21 protein-coding genes are annotated in these 21,699 nt (G+C 38.7%); 11 read left to right on the forward strand and 10 right to left on the reverse strand.

The genetic code is table 11. The features are described from left to right. Positions 1-19 precede the first annotated feature (19 nt). Both lpxK and ACLJX0_RS09540 read left to right on the forward strand, forming a co-directional pair. On the forward strand, positions 20-1,057 hold the full coding sequence (lpxK, locus tag ACLJX0_RS09535; protein ID WP_410879992.1) for a tetraacyldisaccharide 4'-kinase: 1,038 nt from the start codon (positions 20-22) through the stop codon (positions 1,055-1,057). After that, on the forward strand, positions 1,017-1,829 hold the full coding sequence (locus ACLJX0_RS09540; protein WP_410879993.1) for a purine-nucleoside phosphorylase: 813 nt from the start codon (positions 1,017-1,019) through the stop codon (positions 1,827-1,829). The genes lpxK and ACLJX0_RS09540 overlap by 41 nt, the downstream gene beginning before the upstream one ends. Before the next feature lie 152 nt (positions 1,830-1,981). On the opposite strand, the gene ACLJX0_RS09545 is transcribed toward ACLJX0_RS09540, so the two are convergent. Next, positions 1,982-3,760 carry a MutS-related protein gene (locus tag ACLJX0_RS09545; protein WP_410879994.1) on the reverse strand — a complete coding sequence of 593 codons (1,779 nt, stop codon included), beginning with the start codon at positions 3,758-3,760 and terminating at the stop codon, positions 1,982-1,984. Between the two features lie 156 nt (positions 3,761-3,916). On the opposite strand from ACLJX0_RS09545, the gene ACLJX0_RS09550 reads away from it, so the two are divergent. Next, entirely contained in the window at positions 3,917-4,387 is a 471-nt protein-coding gene (locus tag ACLJX0_RS09550) for a hypothetical protein (RefSeq protein WP_410879995.1), read from the forward strand. A 33-nt stretch (positions 4,388-4,420) separates the two neighbouring features. Continuing rightward, a complete protein-coding gene (locus ACLJX0_RS09555) occupies positions 4,421-4,660 on the forward strand; it encodes a hypothetical protein (RefSeq protein WP_410879996.1) in 240 nt (79 codons plus the stop codon). Between the two features lie 27 nt (positions 4,661-4,687). Here the strand turns inward: ACLJX0_RS09555 and ACLJX0_RS09560 are convergent, their stop codons facing one another. The 7 genes from ACLJX0_RS09560 to ACLJX0_RS09590 form a co-directional block, all read right to left on the reverse strand. Beyond that, positions 4,688-5,089 carry a DoxX family protein gene (locus tag ACLJX0_RS09560; RefSeq protein ID WP_410879997.1) on the reverse strand — a complete coding sequence of 134 codons (402 nt, stop codon included), beginning with the start codon at positions 5,087-5,089 and terminating at the stop codon, positions 4,688-4,690. 12 nt (positions 5,090-5,101) lie between these two features. Continuing rightward, complete coding sequence (locus ACLJX0_RS09565) at positions 5,102-5,746, reverse strand: hypothetical protein (protein ID WP_410879998.1); 645 nt, start codon at positions 5,744-5,746, stop codon at positions 5,102-5,104. A 44-nt stretch (positions 5,747-5,790) separates the two neighbouring features. After that, positions 5,791-6,387 (reverse strand): Crp/Fnr family transcriptional regulator, encoded by a 597-nt coding sequence (locus ACLJX0_RS09570; protein ID WP_410879999.1) that lies wholly within the window; start codon positions 6,385-6,387, stop codon positions 5,791-5,793. Between the two features lie 17 nt (positions 6,388-6,404). Beyond that, a complete protein-coding gene (locus tag ACLJX0_RS09575) occupies positions 6,405-7,682 on the reverse strand; it encodes a hypothetical protein (RefSeq protein ID WP_410880000.1) in 1,278 nt (425 codons plus the stop codon). Between the two features lie 194 nt (positions 7,683-7,876). Then, positions 7,877-8,602, reverse strand: coding sequence for an MBL fold metallo-hydrolase (locus ACLJX0_RS09580; protein ID WP_410880001.1), 726 nt, complete (start codon positions 8,600-8,602; stop codon positions 7,877-7,879). Between the two features lie 258 nt (positions 8,603-8,860). Continuing rightward, the gene (locus tag ACLJX0_RS09585) at positions 8,861-10,147 is read right to left on the reverse strand and encodes a type II toxin-antitoxin system HipA family toxin (protein ID WP_410880002.1); all 1,287 of its coding nucleotides are present in this window, start codon (positions 10,145-10,147) and stop codon (positions 8,861-8,863) included. Then, positions 10,141-10,488 (reverse strand): helix-turn-helix domain-containing protein, encoded by a 348-nt coding sequence (locus tag ACLJX0_RS09590; protein ID WP_410880003.1) that lies wholly within the window; start codon positions 10,486-10,488, stop codon positions 10,141-10,143. The genes ACLJX0_RS09585 and ACLJX0_RS09590 overlap by 7 nt, the downstream gene beginning before the upstream one ends. 466 nt (positions 10,489-10,954) lie before the next feature. Between ACLJX0_RS09590 and ACLJX0_RS09595 the strand changes: the two genes are divergently transcribed. Continuing rightward, entirely contained in the window at positions 10,955-11,500 is a 546-nt protein-coding gene (locus ACLJX0_RS09595) for a 5' nucleotidase, NT5C type (RefSeq protein ID WP_410880004.1), read from the forward strand. 79 nt (positions 11,501-11,579) lie between these two features. Here the strand turns inward: ACLJX0_RS09595 and ACLJX0_RS09600 are convergent, their stop codons facing one another. Beyond that, entirely contained in the window at positions 11,580-12,467 is an 888-nt protein-coding gene (locus ACLJX0_RS09600) for a bifunctional 5,10-methylenetetrahydrofolate dehydrogenase/5,10-methenyltetrahydrofolate cyclohydrolase (protein WP_410880005.1), read from the reverse strand. A gap of 84 nt (positions 12,468-12,551) precedes the next feature. Beyond that, positions 12,552-13,889, reverse strand: a complete 1,338-nt coding sequence (ffh, locus tag ACLJX0_RS09605; RefSeq protein ID WP_410880006.1) for a signal recognition particle protein — start codon at positions 13,887-13,889, stop codon at positions 12,552-12,554. 331 nt (positions 13,890-14,220) lie between these two features. Between ffh and ACLJX0_RS09610 the strand changes: the two genes are divergently transcribed. The 6 genes from ACLJX0_RS09610 to ACLJX0_RS09635 all read left to right on the forward strand — a co-directional run bounded on the left by ACLJX0_RS09610 (position 14,221) and on the right by ACLJX0_RS09635 (position 21,697). After that, positions 14,221-14,379 carry a hypothetical protein gene (locus tag ACLJX0_RS09610; protein WP_410880007.1) on the forward strand — a complete coding sequence of 53 codons (159 nt, stop codon included), beginning with the start codon at positions 14,221-14,223 and terminating at the stop codon, positions 14,377-14,379. A 209-nt stretch (positions 14,380-14,588) separates the two neighbouring features. Next, positions 14,589-15,164, forward strand: a complete 576-nt coding sequence (locus ACLJX0_RS09615) for a sigma-70 family RNA polymerase sigma factor (RefSeq protein ID WP_410880008.1) — start codon at positions 14,589-14,591, stop codon at positions 15,162-15,164. A 79-nt stretch (positions 15,165-15,243) separates the two neighbouring features. Then, on the forward strand, positions 15,244-16,167 hold the full coding sequence (locus ACLJX0_RS09620) for a FecR family protein (RefSeq protein ID WP_410880009.1): 924 nt from the start codon (positions 15,244-15,246) through the stop codon (positions 16,165-16,167). Then, the gene (locus ACLJX0_RS09625) at positions 16,160-19,501 is read left to right on the forward strand and encodes a SusC/RagA family TonB-linked outer membrane protein (RefSeq protein ID WP_410880010.1); all 3,342 of its coding nucleotides are present in this window, start codon (positions 16,160-16,162) and stop codon (positions 19,499-19,501) included. Before ACLJX0_RS09620 ends, ACLJX0_RS09625 begins: the two co-directional genes overlap by 8 nt. A 13-nt stretch (positions 19,502-19,514) precedes the next feature. Further along, positions 19,515-20,777: a RagB/SusD family nutrient uptake outer membrane protein gene (locus tag ACLJX0_RS09630; RefSeq protein ID WP_410880011.1), complete on the forward strand. Its 1,263-nt coding sequence runs from the start codon at positions 19,515-19,517 to the stop codon at positions 20,775-20,777. Next, a complete protein-coding gene (locus tag ACLJX0_RS09635) occupies positions 20,777-21,697 on the forward strand; it encodes a phosphodiester glycosidase family protein (RefSeq protein ID WP_410880012.1) in 921 nt (306 codons plus the stop codon). Before ACLJX0_RS09630 ends, ACLJX0_RS09635 begins: the two co-directional genes overlap by 1 nt. Positions 21,698-21,699 lie beyond the last annotated feature (2 nt).

The following is a 21,699-nucleotide window of genomic DNA, read 5'->3' on the forward strand; positions in this document are numbered from 1 at the left end:
AAATTGATACTTTCGTAGGATGAAATTACTCCGTCTTTTACTTTTTCCTTTTGCCATTTTATATGGTTGTATTACGGGAATCCGCAATTGGTTCTATTTGATAGGTGTATTCAAACGCACCTCTTTTGACCTTCCTACTATTGTGGTGGGCAACCTCAGCGTAGGAGGAACGGGAAAAACGCCTATGGTAGAATACATTATTCGCCTATTGAAAGACCACTACCAAACAGCGACCTTGAGCAGAGGATATAAAAGAAAAAGCGAGGGTTTTTTCTTGGCTGATGCGCAAACGACTATGGAACAAATTGGCGATGAACCCTTTCAATACCACTGTAAGTTTGACAATGTTCAGGTGGCCGTGGATGCTAAACGCGTCAATGGAGCTACAAATCTCTTAGCGCGTAAACCAGAGACAGAAGTGATTGTCTTGGATGATGCTTTTCAACATCTCGCTTTTCAAGGGGGACTCTACATCTTACTCACCACCTATGATGCCCCGTATTTTAAGGATTTTATGTTGCCTACTGGTAATTTAAGAGAATCGAGAAAAGGCGCTCAACGCGCAGATATTATTGTGGTAACCAAATGCCCCAAAGACCTCAGCCTTGCTCAACAAAAAAACATAACACAAGAATTACATCTAAAGCAAGGACAATTGTCTTTTTTTACGTATATTGATTTTAGTAAAATTGCATATTCAAAGTCTGATTCAGTGGAGGTTACTCAACTTATTCAGGACGACTTTATCTTAGTGGCAGGCATTGCAAACCCCCAATCCTTTTTTAATCATTTGAAAAAAGAGACAACGGTATGTTTATCATTTCCTGACCATCATCATTTTTCGTCTACGGATATTGAATTAATTTTGAATCAAGCGAAAGGAAAGAAAATCATCACCACGGAAAAGGATTATGTCCGACTCCAAGGTCTTCTTCCTGAACCTCAATTATTTTATTTACCTATTCAAACGGCTTTCTTAAATAATAGCGAAGCCTTTGATGCTAAAATTTTAAACTATGTGGGAGAAAGTACAAGAAACCGTTCAATTCATCATTGAAAAAACGAATTTTAAACCTGAAATCGGTATTGTTTTAGGTTCTGGATTGGGTAACCTAACAGCGGATATCGCTATTGAGCATGAGATTTCATACGCCGATATTCCCAATTTCCCCGTATCTACCGTTCAAGGACACAAAGGAGCCTTAATTTTCGGAACGCTAGGCGGAAAAAAGATTGTTGCCATGCAGGGTCGTTTTCACTACTATGAAGGATATGATATCAAGACGACGGTTTTTCCTATTCGCGTCATGAAGTATTTAGGTGTACATACCTTAATCGTATCTAATGCTTCAGGAGGAGTAAATCCATCCTTTAAAGTAGGAGATATTATGATTATCAAGGATCACATCAATGCCTTCCCTGATCATCCATTACGCGGACACAACGATGAGCGTTTTGGTCCTCGTTTTGTCAATATGAACGAAGTCTATACCAAGACCATCATTGCAAAAGCGAAAGAAATTGCTCAAGCGAAAAACTACGATATCAAAGAAGGAGTATACTACGGTTTGCAAGGCCCAACGTTTGAAACCCTAGCCGAATATAAAATGGTACGCGCAGTAGGTGGAGATTGTGTAGGGATGTCAACGGTTCCGGAAGTAATCGTAGCCCGTCACATGGATATGAAGGTTTTCGGTATTTCCGTTATTTCCGATATGGGGAATGAAGAGGGAATTGCTGACGTCAACCACGATGAAGTACTAAAAGCAGTACAAGCAGCAGAACCCATTGCCCGAGATTTAATTAATACACTAGTTGCACAATTATAATAAAAAACGGCTCTCAATTTAAAAATTGAGAGCCGTTTTTAGTTGACAGTTTACGGTTAACAGTGTACGTTTACGGTTGGCAGTGTACGTTTACGGTTGGCAGTGTACGTTTACGGTTGGTGAACCGTGAACTGTTAACCGTTAACCGTTAACTAATCTATAATTTGCATTTTCTTCATAATAAAGGTTGCATTCTTATTCTGACAAATACCGTCTCTTATTTTATAATCGAAGTGTAAATCGTCATTTTTAATTTCGACTTCAAAACATTTATTCATTAAAATTGTCGGATATTCATTCGTTGTATTGCACACTTCTAAATCATGGGTAGCGATCATTCCGTAGGTTTGTTCACGAATTAATTTGAGAATCACCCCAATAGTACCACTCTGTTTATCGTCTGAATTCGTACCTCTTAAAATCTCATCCAATAAGACGAAACAAGATTCACTCTGCACTTGTTCGATAATCATCTTCAAGCGTTTTACCTCTGCATAGAAGTAAGATTCACTGTCTTCTAAGGAGTCCGTTAATCGCATAGAAACCAGCAAAGGCAATGGAAAAAACGTCGCTTTTGTCGCACAGATAGGCGCTCCTATTCCCGCCAACACTAAATTGACGCCTATAGTGCGCAAAAACGTACTTTTTCCAGACATATTAGATCCTGTTAGAATAACAAAACGCTGATTGGAAAAATCAATATCATTGGTCACCCGTTTCTTTGCATTCAGCAAGGGATGCCCCAGATTTTGGAAAGCCATTTGATTGGTATCATTCAAAACGGGGAAGGTATAACTTCTATTGTTGTAGGAATAGTTTCCCAAAGAATTAAAGGCTTCTACTTCTCCTACTATATCAATAACCGTTAACACTAAGGTTCCTTTTTCTTTCTTCCACGTTAAGAATTTATGCAATACATGGACGTGAAATTGAAATAATCCATTAAACAAAATCGACACAAACAAATTGGCTACCGTTTCGAGTTGCTCAAACAAGCGGGATAATTTCTTCAGCTCAGTACTGGCTTTGAACGAATCGCTTTTGATCTCTTTCAAATACATTTTCATGCGTTCCGTTGCAAATTCTTCTTTTTCAATTCGCTTGATAATGGAGCTATAACTTTCAATGGTTTCGTGTATTTTTTCTACTCCGCCAAGTTCCGCTTGAATCAGTCTTACTTTAGCCATGGCCATAATGAGGTTCAACGAGAAAACAGTCGATGCGATATAGCCCCAAATGATATTGGACGCATCGACAAAAAAACCGATACACGCCACAACAAACACCAAAGGCAAGGCATAAGCAAGTACTAAAGAAAATTTACTCAATGTATTAACCTTCGATTGACTCCACGTTTTCAATCGCTCATAGGCCTCCTTATTAAGGTTAGACAGTTTACTATAGGCGTAAATCTCTTGTCTCCACTCAACCTTTTGGGAAAGTTCTTTTATCACCTCTTGATTTTTGAGGACGTCTTCTTTATTGCTTCGGCTTTTTAAAAGCGTGGCTAAATGTTCTTTTCCTTTATAAGACGCGGTTCTATTTAAGTATTGGTAAATGGATTTCGGTCCGAAAATATCCAAGTCAAAAGCATAAGGATGATCAGGCGTGTGGAATTCAGCTCCATCATCACCCCCCCATTGATCCTCCTTTACAAACTGATCTTCTTCTTTATTAATCTGCATCAATGCTTCCGCATAGCGCATTTTCCAAGAATACGAGACGTGAATACGCAAGAAAATTAAAAACACCAGAACCAATCCTCCTGTTACATACAAATACTGGTAATCTGCACGGGATACAGACAAATAAAAACAGTATACAATCCCCAGAAAAGCGACTAAACGCAACCCTCCTACTATTTTATACTTTTTTCTAATCTCGTTGTATTTATCTTGAAAAAGAGTGTGTCTCTTGGCGTATATTTCCATTCTTTTAAAGTTTTAGTTTTAAAAAGGTTTTTTGTCTTGGTGTTAACAAATATACATAATAATGCAAGTGGACTTGGTACAGATGAAAAAAGAATAGCAAACAATTTTAGGACCAGAATAAATCGCGTATTTTTAGTTTTTAATACACGAAAAATCATGCACCAAAAGAATACTTACTCCACTGACGGTTATTGCTATTGTCCCCAATTCTTTAGTGCTAAAGAATTGGAGCAACTAGAAGTTATAGTAATGCAATTTCACAGCCAATGGCTCCTTCAAAACAAGGCAGAATATGAGCAAAAACTCATCAACAGCCACAGTATAACATCGAGTTCGTTTATTACTGAAAAGGAACGCTTGACTCTTTTTGAATTCATTACGCAAGCCAAGTTACTTGAAATTATTGGAGCTATTTTTCCTCAAAAAGCCTTATTTCTCAATACGCAACTCTTTTTTGATCCCTTTAATCCCACGCAAAAAAACTATTGGCATCGCGATATTCAATATACGGAAATGTCCCTAGCGGAACAAAAAGAACGTATAAAAACACAACAGGTGGTTCACTTTAGGATTCCCTTTCGAGCAGAAGAAGGCATTGAACTCATTGAAGGGACACATCGCGCATGAGATTTACAAGAAGAGGAAGATACTCGTTTGAGTTTGAACGGAAAAACACCTAGTGATTCCTTGGCAAGAGGGAAACAAATCAAATTAAAACGAGGCGATTTGCTTGTATTTTCTGCTAATATGATTCACCGTGGTTTATATGGAAACAATCGCTTTGCCTTTGACCTTATTTTTTGCGATGATCATCCTCACTTCCGTTCCTTCATTAATCCCAACAATCACCCTAACGCAGCGGAAAAACAACAGTTAAATCACACCGATTTATTTCTATAAAAAATGCATTCATACGAATGCATTTTTTTAATCCCATTGATGGCTTGTGGAAAGGGCATATTTTCCACCACCTGTAAAAAACAGGCTTACAGCGACTAAAGCATATAACAACAGCAATTCGACTGCCCATCCCCCATTTTCATTGAGGCTAAAAATAAGGCTACTTTGTACGAGAAGTACTGCTGTTATGCAATTGACTGCAAATACAGCTGCGGCCAAACGCGTTCTCCAACCGAGTACTAACAGCAAGGGAGCTATTACTTCACCTACATATACGCCATAGCCAAAGAAGGCAGGCAGTCCTTTATCCACAAGTACTTGTTGGATAAACCCAATCCCGTGTACTACTTTTCCAATCCCATAAAACAACATGGGAAATCCAATGGCAATTCGACTAATTAAAAGTCCAGTGTTTTGATTTGTATTCATCTAGTTCTATTTTTATACGTTTATTTTTACAAAGAGTCCGTAATTTTCTAAGTGGTTCCAGCTCATGGCGAATTGTTCAAAATTAGCAGCGAATCCAAGGGCTACTTTCTCTCGCTTCACGCCTAGTCGAAGGTGTTGAAAACCACGGGTATATTCGTGTCGATTGACATTTCCAACCGCAGAAAAGCGAAAGACTCCCTCCCACTCTTGGGTTAATTTTGGCGTATATTCCAGCAAAAGGGATTGTTCTAGTGTGAACCCTTTTTGATAGGTCGTTCCTATTCCATAGACCCCAATAAAATCTTTTCGTTTAACTTGATATTGGAGGTACACACTGGCGAATTTTCCTGGGTTTTTTACGCCAAACCCCGCATTTAATACGAAGTTTTTCGGCAATTGATACGCAAGGGTATTGCGGATGAAAAAGATATTATGTGTATCTTCCTCATATTCAGCATCAAATAAAACAAGATTTTGAAGCGTAAGTTTATCCGAAAGTTTATGGCTGACGGTATGGGTATAGCCATACGATCGATGCCCGAGCATCATGTCGGGTGTATAGGTGGTGGATTGCCCAAAAACCGAAAGCGTGAACAATCCAAATAGGAATATAAAAAAACGAGCGAATACCATCTGTCTATGATTATTTATTTTCATAGGACAAATGTATTCGCTCGTTAAAACGCAGTTCTTAAGCTATCTTAAGAAAGACTATCGAGGTGTTTTTTCTTGAGATAGCTCAAAAATTCTGGTGTTACCCCCAAATAAGAGGCAATCATATATTGAGGTACGCGTTGTTCAATATTGCGGTATTCTTTGATAAAACGCTGATAACGTGTATAAGCCTCTGTACTCATATTTTCAAGGGTTCGCTCTTGTAACGCAACATAAGCACTTTGTATTTTTAGACGAAAAAAAGTGGATATAGCTGGAATTTCAACGTACAGTTGCTCTAAATTTTCTCTGCTAATTTGCACAATCACTGCGGGTTCAATGGCTTGAATAAACAATTTGGATGCTGTTTGTGTCAAAAAACTATACAAATCATTAATCCACCATTCTTCAATACCTAGTTGCAACGTATGTTCTTGTGAATTTTCGTCTAGGTAATAACAACGTGCACTTCCTTGGGCAATAAATCGCATGTGCTGTGACAATTGCCCTGGTTGAAGCAAGAGTTCTTTGCGCTTTAAAGGTACTATTTCTACTACTTCACTGATGCGTTGTACTTCGCTATCGGTCAATACTATGGTTTGCTTTAGATGCGTCAATAGCACCTCAACATAATCTTCGGTCATGGTTGTTTTTTATTGTATTACCACCTCCACACTTGGGGTTCTTCTTTCCATACTAACAGTCGGAATTCTTCATATAAATCACTTGTTCCAATGGTGTGCGTATCGCGTATTCCTTTGCCTACAATCAGTTTGTGTAGAGCGCCTGAATACGTTCCTACCCATAAGGTCGTTTCATCTTCAGAAACAGCAATTCCGCTAATTGTACCTCCTAAAAAGTGCTGCCATACTTCTTTACCCGCTTGATTGATGGCGCGAATATAGCCATACGCATCACCTAAAACATAGTACTCTTGTAAAGCAACGCCTTGGTACACGCGCATATTCTCATCCATATAAACAAAATCCTCACTCTCTTCGTAGGCATGGACGTTCATCCCATCCAACTTCGTGGCATCTACCCCAATGGTTACTCCATTGTAAAAGTGACAAGAATTCGTAATTAACTGTTGGTCATCTTTGGAAAACAGGCAGAAATGCGGATAAGACGATTGAGGCCCTACGGTTCCTACTTCCTCTCCATCTGCCGTCAAAATGCGGTGATCTCTATCTTGATCTCCTACTACGATATACGTATTGTCATGCGATAAGGTTGCATTTTCCATATCGATCATCAGCTCATAGTCCTCCTCTTGGGCTTCTTTTTTCTCCTCTTCTGTGTATATTGGGTGAATGAGTTTTTGTTCTTGTTCGTGCAGCAAATATACCCCTTCCATTGAAACGAATAAGACGCGTTTTCCATCGTTAAAGGGGATCAGTTTTGAAATACCTAGTTGAGCGAGGTCACCTAAGGAGAATTCCGCAAGTACAGGGCCATTCCACCCCTGATAGGTCACTATTTTATCCGCATAAGCAATAGCCACTATATTATTTTGCATGGATTTTCCCAATCCTTTCATTTGCTCGTCTAGTAGACGAACTGTAGTGCCAGATACCAAGTAAGCCATTCTGCGTTCGAAAGAAGTTCCCGCTAAAAAAGCAACTGTATCGGCATCAATCGCTACGATATCCCCAATGTATTGCGATTTGGTCTCCAAAAATGGAATTAGAGGCGTATAAGCCGGTGGATAGTCCGCTCTAAAAGTAGCTATTGTATCATCTAGATTGGCTTGTTTCAAAGCTTCAAAGACTAGTTGTCTCAAATGATCCCTTTTGTCTTCCGCTTCTTCACCTTCCCATTTATCCCATCCATGTTCATTGCCAAAAGCAACCATCTCATTAATGGCTTTTGCGTATTGTTCTCCTTTTAGAAACCATTCTCTTTGTGGTGTCATTGTCTTTTTTACTTCTTGTTTCATCTTTCCTTTTTTTACTTCCTAAAGGTAGTCTTATTTCTCTGGCTAGCTTATCCCTAGAATTGGGGGAATTGTTGTTTTTTTGTGAGGGTTTGGTGAGATTTGATGGGGTTGGGTGAGGTTGGGTGAGGGTTTATTTTTACTAATGGGGTTTTATCAAAAGGCAAAAAACGAACAACAAAGAGCAACAATTTCTACTATTCATATTGATTCAACAACATCTCCAACTGTCTTTCGATTTCCTCTTTCAAGATTCCACCATGGTAACAAATGATTACGTGCGGTTGTAGAGCTTGGATTTTTTTCACGGACAGTATGGCTTGTTGCATATCCAACGTAAATTGTGGATTAGCGATATTGAGTTTTCCCTCTTCAATCACCAAAGCATCATTGGCAATCAATGTCTTTGTCTGAGGATCAAATAAGGAGATATGCCCCTTTGTATGGCCTGGAGTAGCAATGACTTGTAGGTTTTTCAAAACAAAATCACCAGATTGAAACGTATGATGTACTTTTGCTCGTTTGATTTTCTTTAATCGAGTAATGAAATGCTCTGCCCAAGGGCGATATTCGTCAGGCATAAAAGGCAAAGAAGTTTCGGCTTGAACTAAACGCTCAGAGGGAATAGTCCCTTCGATTGCGTCTTTTTCTACCGCACTGGCATAGATCTGTAGATTGGGATTTTCTGCTAAAAACAGCGATAATGCTCCCAAGTGATCAATATCATCATGACTAATAAAAATGGCATCTAGGGATTGTATAGGCATTCCTAGTTCAGCTAATGCTGTTTTAAATTCGTCAAAGGTTTCTTCATATCCGCAATCAACTAAAAGGGTAAAGTTGTCTTGTTGAATCACTGTGGGTGATAAAACGATGGATTGTCCTTCGATGTCTTTTTCAATGTTAAATGTTTGGATGTTCATTTTATTTTTTTGCGCGGTTTATTTCAGTAAGTTTATATTTTGTTTTGGTATTCGATGAATCTTCGATTTATCTTACCTAATTTATATTGGTTTTGGTGTTCGATGAACCTACGCTACGCTACGGTTTGTTTGATTTTCTCTTCCTAAGAGAATCTTTTTTCAACTAGATGTAATGAACCAAAAGCCGAAAAACATTTTTTTTTGTTTCGGTGTTCGATGAATCTACGCTACGCTTCGATTTTCCATCACGCATTTCCTCTATTCCATCTTTTTGATTAGCCATTGGTCTATATTCCTTATCTTATCTTCCTCTACTTGATACGCTTGAGCATAGGACGGCCATTGCTGCACGAGTTGCAAGCAGTTATCGATCAGTTGCTCTGGATTTCGAATCGAATTTTGTTGTGCAATAGCGATCAAATCTGCTCGTTTAAAATCCTTTCGCTTGCCATTGATGCTTAAATTATGTTGACTTACCCATACACTATCAGGGCGATAAGCAAAGCAAATATCATAAGCAGGTGCTAATTTCCATTTGCCTTCTTGTGTCATCAAAAAAGAAAAGTTTTTGGTGTGATCATCACAGTTACGCGCAATCACGTTAAAAACCATTCGCTTAAACATTTGTTCCGCTTCCGCATAGGACAATCGCAATTGACGCATGGTTTGAAAGACTTGCTCATAGCTATAGGACGTAATATTCGCAAAGTCGTAATGCTGAATGGCACAAAGCGTTTGGCTGTGAATCTTTTGATTGCCTTTTATCCGATCAAAGCGCTTGGTCATAAAGTGAACGCGATTATTTTCTTCGATTAATCGCGATTCCATCATCTCAATACCGAAATCAGTAGCCATTTTATAATACGCCATTTCTACGCGACCATAACCTTTAGATTCTCCAAATTGTACATCGCTGACTTCGTCAAACTTGATGATCCAATGATCAAAATCAGGGTCGACTAAGGTTTGTCCTGATTTGATTTGCCCCGTTTTTTCATTATAAGCAATAATTGCTTTGGGACGTGCTCCTCCTGCAGATGTTCCCATTTTTAGTACATCCATCATCACATCCTCCATATTGGCTTGCGTCTGAATTGAAAGGCTTTCTTTTTTTTCTAAGAGTAATTTAGTCGTTTCAATTAATGCTGTCAGCTCAATATCATAGGACGGAGCTTCTTTAATCAAAGCGGGTTCAAACTCTAAAGCTCCCATGCCTCGTTTACCAATAAAACACAGCAATTCCACAGGATTTAAACTATTGTCTGGCCGCCCTTGTCGAGCTAACCAGGCATTAATCAGTTCCTTTCCGTATCGATCAGGCAAAGCATCGGCTAACAAACCTGGAAGTCCTTTAAACGTTTCATTATCTCGAAATTCAGGAAAGCTGTAAATTCTATTCTTGGCAGGCATTTTTATCGGCGCAATAGGCCATTGCGCCAAATTAAATTTAGGGTCATATTCAAAGCTGGCAATTCCCCTTTCAGCATCCCAGGCCACAGCACCTACCTGCTGATCATATAGTCGAACAAAAGCTGTTGTTACCATCCTAAATCAGTATTATCCAGGTTATCTTCCTTTGGTTTAGACGCGCGTTGGCGTTTTTGCTTCTCTCCTTTGGCTAATTGCAACGGACTTAATTCGTCGCTTACTTCGAAAGACTGTAAAACGTATAAGGCATCCAACGTGCGCAAAATTTTAATTAAATTGACTAAAGATAGATTGTCCCCTCGTTCGATTAAACTCAATGTTGACCGACTAATTGCCGCTCGTGTAGCGACATCCTCTTGGGTTAGATTTTGCTTGATACGCGTTTGTTGGATAAACAAGCCAATCTGTTGGAGTATCGCTTTATCTGAAAGCAAACTAATGTCTGATATATAATTCATAATACCGAATTTTAAGCCATAACGAATGAAATATAATTCATTAAATAAATACTATAACTAATGTATGAAAAATAAGTCATTAATACAAATAAATCATTTTAATGAATGATTTAGTAGGCAGTAAATAGTTTCGTGAGGGTTGGTGAGGGTTGGTGAGATTGGGTGAGATTGGGTGAGGATTAGTAAGGATTAGTAAGGATTAATAAGGATTAGTGAGATTTGTTTTTACTAACGATAGTTTTATCAAAAGCCAAAGAACGAACAACGAAGAGCAAAAAAAGAGGGTTAGATGAGATTGGGTGAGGATTGTTTTTACTAATGATAATTTTATCAAAAGCCAAAGAACGAACAAAAAAGAACAGGTTATCTGATTCATTTCTTAGTTAAAATTATTTTAAACAACAAAAAATCAATTATTTACAATCAAAATTACTTTATTTTTAAGAATCACTAAAACCCCAAAACCATGCATATCAGAACCATTCAAAAGCCTATTCTAGCTGTCGATATGGATGAAGTTCTTGCGGATTCTATTACTTTAATAGTAGAACAATATAACAAGGCTTACTCAGCAAACCTAAGAAAACAAGATCTTTTTGGAAAAACCATTTATGACTGCTTGCCTTCTTCTCACATCTCCTTTATCAAGGAACAACAAAATAGGGTGAATTTTTATCAAGAAGTCGCTGTTATAGAAGGTGCACAAGAGGGCATCACCATTCTTTCAGAAAAATACGATATTTATGTTGTTTCGGCAGCTTTAGAATTTCCTTATTCTCTGGCTTCACGCTGTACTTTTATAGCCAAAAACTTTCCCGAATTAACGTGGAAAAAACTGATTTTTTGTGCGAATAAACCTTTAATTAAAGCGGATATCTTACTGGATGATATGACCGAAAATTTAGTTGGATTTGGCGCAAATGGTTTTCTATTTACAGCGTATCACAATGCTACCATCAAGTATCCTAATCGATTAAATTCTTGGGAAGAAGTTGTTGAACGATTGGGTTAAAACTTGTGGTACATCTTCCTTTCGATCTAAAGTTTAAGAGTGACAAAAAAGGGCGTCCTTTTGGACACCCTTTTCTATATTATTCTCCTTTTTTCGCACGTCTTGCACGCGCTAAAAGTGTATTTTTCAATAGCATGGCAATGGTCATTGGACCAACTCCACCTGGTACTGGGGTAATGAAGGCTGCTTTTTTGCTTACTTCATCAAAGTCAACATCTCCAGCGATCACATAGCCTCTTGGTGCATCAGCATCTGGAACACGTGTGATTCCCACATCCACTACTGTTACGCCTTCTTTTACCATATCCCCTTTTAAGAAGTACGGTACACCTAAAGCAGAGATAATGATATCCGCTTCTCTTGTAATGGCTGCGATATCTTTGGTACGGCTGTGTGTTAAGGTTACTGTAGCATCTCCAGGATATCCTTTTCTGCTTAACAAGATACTCATAGGACGACCTACAATATGAGAACGACCGATTACCACCACATTTTTACCTGCTGTTTCTACTTTATAACGCTCTAGTAGCTCCATAATTCCGTAAGGTGTTGCGGGTAAGAACGTTTCCATTTCTAAGGCCATTTTACCAAAGTTCGTTGGATGGAATCCATCAACATCTTTGTCTGCATCTACTGCCATTAGAATTTTTTGCTCGTCAATGTGTTTGGGTAAAGGCAATTGAACGATGTATCCATCAATCGCAGGATCTTCATTTAATTCTTTGATCTTCGCTAATAATTCAACCTCTGTTGTTTCTTCTGGTAAAGCCACCAAAGTCGATTCAAATCCAATTTGTTCACATGACTTTACCTTACTGCCAACATAAGTTAAACTTGCTCCATTGCTTCCCACAAGGACTGCTGCCAAATGGGGTACTTTTTCTCCGCGAGCTTTCATTTGTTGAACTTCAGCTGCGATCTCGTTTTTGATATCTTCTGATACCTTTTTTCCGTCTAGTAGTTGCATTAAATCGTACTAATTAGTGTGTTGTTGTATGTAAAATAAAGAAGGTTTAAACTTCATTTGAACCTTAAACCTTCTTTGTATTTTTTATTGCATTCCTTTCATTTGTCCCATCATGCGCATTAAATTCTTTCCTTTTGCTCCTTGCATCATCTTCATCATTTTGCTCATTTGGTCAAATTGCTTCAGCAATTGATTGACTTGTTGAATATCTGTTCCCGATCCTTTGGCAATACGTTGTTTGCGTTTTGCATCGAGTACAGATGGCGTTGCTCTTTCTTTGGGTGTCATCGAGTGGATAATGGCTTCGATGTGTTTGAAGGCATCGTCTTCAATTTCGACATCTTTCAATGCTTTTCCAACCCCTGGTAACATGCCAACTAAGTCCTTCATGCTACCCATTTTTTTCACCTGTTGAATTTGTGATAGGAAATCGTCAAAACCAAATTCGTTTTTCGCAATCTTCTTTTGGATTTTACGCGCTTCTTCCTCGTCGTATTGTGCTTGTGCACGTTCTACTAAGGAAATAACGTCTCCCATCCCCAAGATACGATCGGCCATACGGTCTGGATAGAATACGTCAATCGCATCCATTTTTTCTCCTGTCCCGATGAACTTGATTGGCTTGTTTACTACAGATTTAATAGAAATTGCAGCTCCACCGCGTGTATCCCCGTCTAATTTTGTTAGGATTACCCCGTCAAAATTCAAACGATCGTTAAATGCTTTTGCTGTATTTACGGCATCTTGTCCCGTCATGGAATCCACGACAAACAAGGTTTCATGGGGTGTAATTGCTTTGTGAATATTAGCAATCTCGGTCATCATCTCTTCATCAACGGCCAAACGACCGGCTGTATCGACGATTACGACATTGAAACCATTTGATTTCGCATATTTAATTGCATTTTCAGCAATTTGAACAGGATTGTTGTTTCCTTCTTCTGAATAAACCTCAACCCCCAATTGCTCTCCTACTACGTGCAACTGATTAATAGCCGCAGGACGATAGACGTCACACGCTACCAATAATGGTTTTTTATTCTTTTTTGTTTGTAAGAAGTTCGCTAATTTACCTGAGAACGTCGTTTTACCTGACCCTTGTAAACCAGACATCAAAATAACAGAAGGATTTCCCGATAGATTAATTCCAGCAGCTTCCCCTCCCATCAATTGCGTCAATTCGTCTTTTACGATTTTGATCATCAATTGACCCGGTTGAAGCGTAGTCAATACATCTTGTCCTAAGGCTTTATCTTTTACTTTATTCGTAAAATCTTTGGCAATCTTAAAGTTAACGTCGGCATCTAAAAGGGCTCTACGCACCTCTTTTAAGGTATCTGCTACGTTTACCTCCGTAATTTTACCATGTCCCTTAAGAATATGAAAGGCTTTATCTAATTTATCGCTTAAATTATCAAACATATCGGTATTATTTACTACTTTGAAGCGCCAAAGATACTATTTAACTCGTTAAGTCACAAAAAGCAAAAGCAGGAAAATGGTCTTTTTTAAAAATAATATGAACCTCTTCTCATTTTCTCTTGTTTTTAGGGGAGGAATTCAATCCTTCTATCGCTTTATTTAGGCTGTATTTCTGTTTTTCTATCCGTTAGAAACGCTATTTCTGCTATTTTTTTCGTACCTTAAAAAGGTGAACTAGAATTTATCTGCCATGAAAAAAGTAAATCTATTTTTATTTGGTTTGACCGTTCACGCATTTCAAGTGCAAACAATAGAGGCTTAAATCGAGTAAATGCAGTATGAACACGCAAGTTCTGGATGGTACTTTTTCTCTTACTGTTTGATCGATACCACACATCATAAAGCCTATATTCTACTAGCTAATAGTGGAACGCCTCAAGCGCAAGAAGGTGTTGCAGAAGCTTTAAAAATATTGCATCAACACTTGTAATTTCTTCCCTTATAACGTTTTCATTACCTTGACAGGGCTAACCTAGCCCTGTCATTAGGTTATTTCATTTTTGTTAGTAAGGTACTTCTTTTCTCCCTCTTCTTATTTATTTTATCTTCTCTTCAACTTTATATAACGATGCTTTAATACTCACTTAATAGTAGACTCGATGGGTAATAGTACTTTAGCTCCAAACAAATTTCAGTTCTATGCACACAGCAAAAGACAAATGGATTAATACCCATTATCACTTACATTGGGATGTTTTATATCAGTATGCCTTCACTATTTTACGCGATGAAACCTTGGCTTCTGATGTTGTACAAGAAGTATTTATCGGTATTTGGAACAATTTTGATGGCTTGACGATTGAAAATGCAAAGGCTTATTTAATTACGTCAGTCAAAAACAAAAGTTTGTACTACTTAAAGAACGTTCCCTTCAACACCGTTCAATTGGAATCCGTCTATCATGTACTTACAGAACATGAATTACTAACCTATGAAGAAGAAAACCTCTTTAAAGATCAATTGCTTCAGTTAATTTACAACAAGGCCCAAGAAGTACTCCCCGTTCGCTGTTTAGAGATTTTTAATCTTCGTTTTTACAAGCATCATAGTTACAAAGAGATTGCGTCTAAGCTAGCGATTTCAGAAAGCACCGTAGAGAATCAAATTTCCAAAGCATTGAAGACATTAAAGTCGAATTTGCCCTATACCTTGGATTTTTACTTCCTATTGTTGTATTTATTTCCGACGGGGGATTATTACCAAATCATCATGTAGTTTAAGAAAACGTTAGCCTTCCTTTTCTGCGTAGGGGCAGCAATTGTTTTAGAACTCTTTCTCATATAACACCACGTATATGGAGAGTAAATTTAAAACAATTCTGACCCGTTACATTCAAGGGTCTGCTTCAGTAAAAGAAGAGCAAGTTATTGTCTCTTTTCTAGCTAAAATGGAAGAGGATAAACTTCCTTTAGACGAGATACAAGTCAATACAACACTAAAAAACAAGATGCATCGCGCCATCTTAGCGCACACCTTAAAAAAGAAGAAAAAAAGAAGGAGCACCACTAAAACTCTTCTATTCAGTGTAAGTTTTTTATTTCTCACGTTAGTAACAACGTACTACTATAGTCACTACCCTTTCTTAGAGAGCTATACCGCTACGCATAGCACTCGTATCATTACCTTAGCGGATCAATCTACGATTACTCTTTTACCGGGATCTAGCGTATATGTATCTCCCGACTTCAATACTAAAGATCGAAACATTCAATTTCAAGGGCAAGCTTTTTTTGACGTTGCACGAAATCCTCAACTCCCTTTTACGATTAGCGGTACCCAGGTCAAAACTTCCGTACTTGGAACTTCCTTTTGGATAAAAGAAGAAGGAGCCTATACCGTTATTGAGGTTGAAACAGGACAGGTAAAAGTAGAAGAACCACTTCATCAAGCTTATGTGCTTCTTCAGCCAAAAGAAATAGCACGCTATGAAAATCAACACCTACAAAAATACAATATAGATCAGGAGCGTATTTCCTCTTGGAGTCCGTCTCTTCACATGGTTAATGCGTCCTTTTCTCAATGGAAAGCCAGCATAGAACAAGAATTTGATGTCATTATTTTATCAAAAAATCTGCAGATTCAACAGATTAAAATTACAGGTGATTACCGCAATAGTAGTTTAGCAGATATCCTCGATAGTTTCTGCTTTATCAACAACTTAGTTTACCACAATCAAAACCATTTAATAACTATAAACGAAGCAAAAACACATGATTAACAACACAACATTGCGCATGCGAATACGCCTGTATCTCACTTGTTGTATGCTCTTAGGTACACAATACAACTTTGCCTTTAGTCAAACCACGGCAGATCATGCAACGGCGATGAATATTGTTTTGGCAACCAAGAAAACAACAGTAGAAGATGTTTTTAAAACCATTGAAGAGCAAACAACATACAAAGTTGTTTTCTCCTCGGAGATGATGGATACCCATCAATCCGTTTCCTTTTCACAAAGCACCTCAGCACTTACGACCGTACTAGATGCTGTAGCCAAGGCAACTACAACAAGTTATCGCATCAACAACAACTTGATTTCTTTTGCTAGTCACCGTCCAACAGTTGCAACGCAACCTGCTCAACTCATCAAAGGAAAAGTAGTGGATGCAGCTGGAGAACCCTTACCCGGTGCGGTTATTCAAGTGCAAGGGAGCGAAACAAGTACCTTCAGTGATATCGATGGACATTTTAGTATCAAAGCCTTGGTAGGTAAAGATCAATTGAGGGTTTCCTTTGTCGGGTTTACCACACAACTCGTCTTAGCAAAAGACAACCTCAGCATTCAGCTTGGAGAAAGCACGAGCGATTTGGACGAAATCATCATTGTAGGGTATGGTACCCAACAAAAACGATTAGTGACCACAGCCATTGACAAAATGAGTGTTTCACAGGAAAATATGCGTACAGTAGCCTCTCCTGTGGAGCTCTTACAAGGGCAAATGGCGGGGGTAAACGTCAATTTGAGTTCAGGTAATTTAGGAACAGGTGAACGCGTTTCCATTCGTGGTATTTCTTCTATTAGTGCGAGTAACGAACCGCTTTATGTTGTGGATGGTATTCCGTTGTACAACCCTTCGGCTGAACTATTTAATATGGGAGAAGGCATGAGTTCACTGAGTACCATTAACCTAAAAGACATTGAGTCTATTGAAGTATTAAAAGACGCTGCCGCCGCTGCTATTTATGGATCCCGTGCCAATAATGGTGTAATCATCATTACCACAAAATCAGGAAAGAAAAACAGCAGTACAGTGCGATTCAATATCAACACTGGAATTTCTGAATTTGCCAATAAAAACAAGTTAAAAATCACCAATTCAGATAAGTATATTGCTCAGTACAACGATGGGGTCAACAATTACAACAAGCAATACAACCTCCAAGTGGGCGATAAAGACTATAAAAGTCCAATTAGCAATCCCTTTGGTGATTTACCAGACACCAATTGGTTGGATATCATCACCCAAAGGGGAACCTTTACAGATATTGATTTATCATTTTCTGGTGGATCTGAAAAGACGACCTATTACGTTGGAGCATCCTTTTTACAACAAGATGGAGTAATCAAGACCAACAGCATGAAGCGTTATAACTTGAATACCAAATTGCAAACAGAAGTGACGCCTTGGTTGACGATTGGTACCAATAACAACTTATCGTATGTAAGAAATAATCAGGTTCCAGGTCCTAACTTAGGAACGACAATCGTGGCAAGAGCGATTGAACAACGTCCGTTTGATCGTCCATATAAACCCAATGGCGATTACTATATTGGGGGAACAGAGGAATTACTAAGACACAATCCCATTCAGATTCTCAACGAGCAAAAAACCTATCTGGATTTGTTCCGCTATGTTGGAAATCTATATGCTGATATTAAAATCTTGCCTAATTTAACCTTTCGCAACAGTATCAATACCGACTTTAACTATACGTACGATTACCTGTATTACAATGAAAAACACCCGTATGGAACAGGTGTTGGACGGGTAGTAGACTCCAAACGCAGTATTTTAAACCTCGAGACAGAAAATATCTTAACCTATACCCAAAACTTCAATGCCTTTGGTTTAACGGCTATGGCGGGGCATACCTTTCAAAAAGTGACGAATAACACCACAGGAATTGATGGACGTGGCTTTCCTTCTCCTTCTTTTGATGTGATTAACGTTGCTTCAGAAATTACAGGAGCCACGGGTTATGTGACAGAATATGCAATGGAATCCTATTTCTCTCGTGTAACCTTAGATTATTTAAGTAAATATATCCTAAATGCTTCCATCCGTACCGATGGCTCTTCTAAATTTGCTCCAGATACTCGCTGGGGATGGTTCCCTTCGGTTTCTTTGGGGTGGAATATCGATCAGGAGGAGTTTATGCGAGATATGGGGATTGATGCTAAGTTCAGGCTGAGTTATGGTAGTACAGGAAACCAAGAAGGAATTAACAACTATGGGTATCTCTCCCTTTTATCAGGAGGCAATGACTATGGTTTAGCTAGTGGAATTGCGGTATCGAGTTTTGGAAACAACGCCTTAACTTGGGAAAAAGCCAATCAAACGAACTTCGGAATGGATTTGGGCTTTTTTAATCGTCAGCTGACCTTTAGCATGGATCTCTATAAAAAGAAAACCAACAATTTATTGTATTCGATGCCTATTCACGCCACTTCTGGGATGTCTAGTATCCTGACCAATATCGGTTCCATGGAGAACAAAGGAATTGAAATCGCTTTAGGAACCGATTTGACTTTCAATAACTTTCAATGGGTTTCAAACTTCAACATTGCAACGAACAAAAACAAAATTACCCAATTAATCGACAACCAAGGCGAGCCGTTGTCGATTGGAGGAAACCGCGCCTTACAGGTAGGAAAAGACATTGGTTCTTTTTATCTATTTGTACAAGAAGGCATTTATCAATATGACGGTGAAGTTCCACAAGAACAATACGAGCGTGGTGTTCGCGCGGGTGATGTCAAGTGGAGAGATAAAGATGGCAATAATATCATTAACGACAACGATAGAGAAGTGATTGGAAGTTCTAATCCTGATTTCTTTGGAGGTTGGAACAACAGTTTCCGTTATAAAAACTTCCAATTGGATATTCTCACCACTTTTTCTTATGGCAATGACGTCTATGCAGGATGGAAACCAGGCGTACTTGGAAAATTAGGTGATCGCTTCCCTATTTTGGAGGAATATTATGACAATCGTTGGACAGGACCAGGTTCAACCGATCGATATCCCCGTGCTTTAATGGGCGATACCAACAACAATAGAAACTCCGATCGCTGGTTAGAAGATGGTTCATTCTTCAAGATTCAATCCGCTACATTGGGGTATAATTTTGATCAAAAAATCCTAGACAAAATCAACCTCAAGGGCTTGCGCCTTTACGTACAAGCCACGAATTTATTGCTATTGACGAAATATTCTGGTTGGGATCCTAGCGTCAGCCCAAGTTTAGATGCTCGTTTTTACGGGAATGATGGTTTAGGAGTTCCTCCTACACGCAACTTTTCTATTGGTTTAAATGTCAATTTCTAATCGAACAAAAACAATGAAAAAAATACTTTTATTTGCCTTCTGTCTTTCACTCTTTTCATGCAGTAGTGAATTAGACTTACATCCAAGAACAGGAGTTACTCCAGAAACAATTACTCCCAACGATTTAAAAGCCTTAGAAAATGGGATGTACAACAATGTACAAAACGATCCCAAGCGCGAATCGTGGATTATGTTTGACATTATTGGGGGCAACGTACAAGGATCGAGTACCACAAGCAAGGATGTAATCAACAACACTCTTAATCCGTTAAACAGTATTATTGTCAGTAGTTGGAAAGGCTATTACAGTGCCTTATACCAAGTAAACAATGTACTCGCCATTGCAGAGGCTCTTCCATTAGACGAAGATACGAGGCGAATTCGAGGAACAGCCCACTATTTCAGGGCTTATATTTACTATAGCTTAGTAACCCGATGGGGAGATGTACCGTTATTGACTAAAAACACGCTAGAAAAACCCAGTCGTGCTCCCAAGGCCTTGGTATGGGAACAGGTTGAAAAAGATTTAGCTACCGCTCATGAATTCTTAACCACAGCTAAGAGTTACTACTATGTTTCTCAGGATGCGGTAATTGCCCTCCAAGCACGCGTTATGCTGTCCCAAAACAAAAGAAGTGAGGCGGCGGCCTTAGCAGAACAATTAATTACCAAAGGCAACTATGCACTGGATAGTTTTGAAAAAATCTTTCGCAAAGAGGCCAATACGGAAATTATTTTTGCCTTTGAAAATCTAACTGCTGAATCATCCAATACCATTAGCACCTTGTTTTATAACTACGGACACCCAAATAAGGGGAGCTATGTCTATGCTCCTTCCAAAGAAATGCTGGAATTGATTGGAACAAATGACAAAAGAAGAGCGATTTCCTTTGGTGTTTTTGGTGGACAAGATTGCATCAACAAATACCCAAGTGGACAGGCTGGAACAGACCCAGTGATTATTTCGCGTATTGCAGAACTGTATCTAATCAGTGCAGAAACCTCTGCTTTGGATTTGGGAACCCAGCGCCTCAATGCAGTGCGAACTGCACGAGGTTTACCTGAGGTACACCCTTCTTCTCAAGCTGAAATGCTTACACTTGTGCTCGAAGAAAGACGAAAAGAATTCTTAGCGGAAGGGTTTTCCTACTACGACTACGTACGCACAAACACAGCCAAACAATACTTAGGTCTTTTAGACTACCAACACCTCTTGCCTATCCCTGGAGGAGAACTACAATTAAACGAAAAACTAACACCTAATCCTGGTTACTAATGAAATCAATACAGTATTTATTATTCAGTTTATTTATCAGCCTTCAAGTTTCTTGTCAAACAAAATCGGATGATACTTTTACAACCTATAAAGCCGTTCCTAAAACGGAAATGGGAACTCAACTCGTTGAAAACAGCAATTTAGTTGCTCAAATTTTCAAAGACTCCACCTATACGCTTACCGCAGGTGTACAAGTGAATGAATTATCATACTTAGCACAAAAGGGATATTCGATGAAAACCTTTGTGTACACCCTTGATTTAAACAATCCGCAAATATCTGTAGTAGCTTCTATGCCACACAACAAACCTGAATTTGCCATGCAACCCATGACAGCACAGGCTACGGCTCTACTAAACCCTAATTTTGAGGTTGTTGGAGGCGTTAATGGCGATTTTTACGATATGACAACAGGCGTACCTCGAGGGATATTTGTTTTCAATGGGCAGGTATTACGCGCTGCATACACCACTAGAAATGAAGGATATCTTGCTGTAAACAAACACAACAAGGTGAGTCTGGAAGAAATCGAAAACTTTGATCAGCAGGCTCAACAGCTACAACAGGCAGTATCTGGTGGGGTTTGGTTAGTTAAAAATGGGCAAACGGTTGCTCAAACAGACAAAGAAATTCACCCCCGTACAGCAGTGGGTCTCACAAAAGATAATCAACTGCTATTGATGGTTGTCGATGGTCGAAACTATACCTGGTCGAACGGAATGAATTATGAGGATTTAGGCGATTTTATGCGCAGTATTGGTTCCGTAAAAGCTTTAAATCTTGATGGAGGCGGAAGTTCTACTTTTTTTATTAACCCCAACTTTTCAGTGAATCGATTCGAAATTCGAAATCTTCCTGCAGATAATGGAGGAATAGAGCGAGCGGTGGGCAATGGAATCATCATTACTAAAACAAAATAAGT

Origin of the sequence: Myroides sp. DW712, assembly GCF_046557355.1 — a bacterium.
GTDB lineage: Bacteria > Bacteroidota > Bacteroidia > Flavobacteriales > Flavobacteriaceae > Flavobacterium.